The organism is Winogradskyella luteola, from assembly GCF_019203985.1.
In the GTDB taxonomy this organism is placed as follows: domain Bacteria; phylum Bacteroidota; class Bacteroidia; order Flavobacteriales; family Flavobacteriaceae; genus Winogradskyella; species Winogradskyella luteola.
Map to the genome: position 1 here is coordinate 1 of NZ_JAGSPD010000041.1, position 978 is coordinate 978.

Here is a 978-nt window from a genome sequence, read left to right on the forward strand (position 1 = left end):
AATAAACTAAAATTCTCTTGCATTTTAGCTTAGTTCATTGTTGTACACAGTATTTATTTCATTAATTCTATTTGATATTTCGTAGCATCAAAAGCTACCTGTAAACCTCTCAAATTTGATTCAGATTTATTTTGCTCAAATAATTCAGTCAAGTGTTCAGTTTGTTTAGCGACATTATCATTCTCTTTTTTAAAGATTTGATATTTTAAAAGAATTAAATTCGCCATAATTTTATCAGAAACAGTTATATCATTCTGGTTTAGATATTCCGCTATTGTGCTTTCTATCTCGGAATCGTTTTCAGATAGTTCATCAAATAAGTATGCATTAGCCAAGTCAGATTTATTCATAGTTGAGTAATCATTCTGGTCAGACATATCTTTTCGATAAGTCATTTTGTTTCCATTTAGAAAATACCATCTAGTATAGGAATCATTTTCCATTTTTATTTCTTTCTCAAATTCCTTTTTCTTAACACTCCAGTTTGTGAAAGCAATTAAAAGTTCAGTTCCGTCATCTTTCTTTAAAATTGCAAATCGAATCAAGTAATTTCTTTTTCCAGGCTTTTCAATTTCGACGTCTAATTTGTTTTCTACTGAAACATATTTTTTAAGAGCTTTCAAAATAGAAGACACATTTTCAGGACTTACTTCTGGAAATAGATTTTCTCTTAAAAACAAATCTATGTATAGATAATGTGTTAAATAAAAATCATCCATTTTCAGATAATTCGCTTCTGTCAAATTTTCTGTTTTAATGTTGATTTTTTCGGATTGAGCATATCCAAAATTTGCGAAGATTGCTAATATTAAAAATGTAATTATTTTTCTATTCATATTGTTCATTTATATTGTGTACAACGTGTTCGTGTATGGTTAGTTGCGTTGGCTGGAACTAAGTTAGCAAAAGAAACCGAACCAGAGGAAAATCCGTAGGATTTTCCGAGTACACACAGAATAAGCAATTGGCTATACACGT

The 978-nt window shown here is 29.1% G+C and carries 1 protein-coding gene; it reads right to left on the reverse strand.

Annotated elements, in window-relative coordinates:
* Positions 1 to 53 precede the first annotated feature (53 nt).
* Positions 54 to 836, reverse strand: coding sequence for a hypothetical protein (locus KCG49_RS16325; RefSeq protein ID WP_218548022.1), 783 nt, complete (start codon positions 834 to 836; stop codon positions 54 to 56).
* Positions 837 to 978 lie beyond the last annotated feature (142 nt).

Coding starts and splice junctions, on each gene's coding strand:
- KCG49_RS16325 (WP_218548022.1), bottom strand. CDS start 836: ATGAATAGAAAAATAATTACATTTTTAATATTAGCAATCTTCGCAAAT.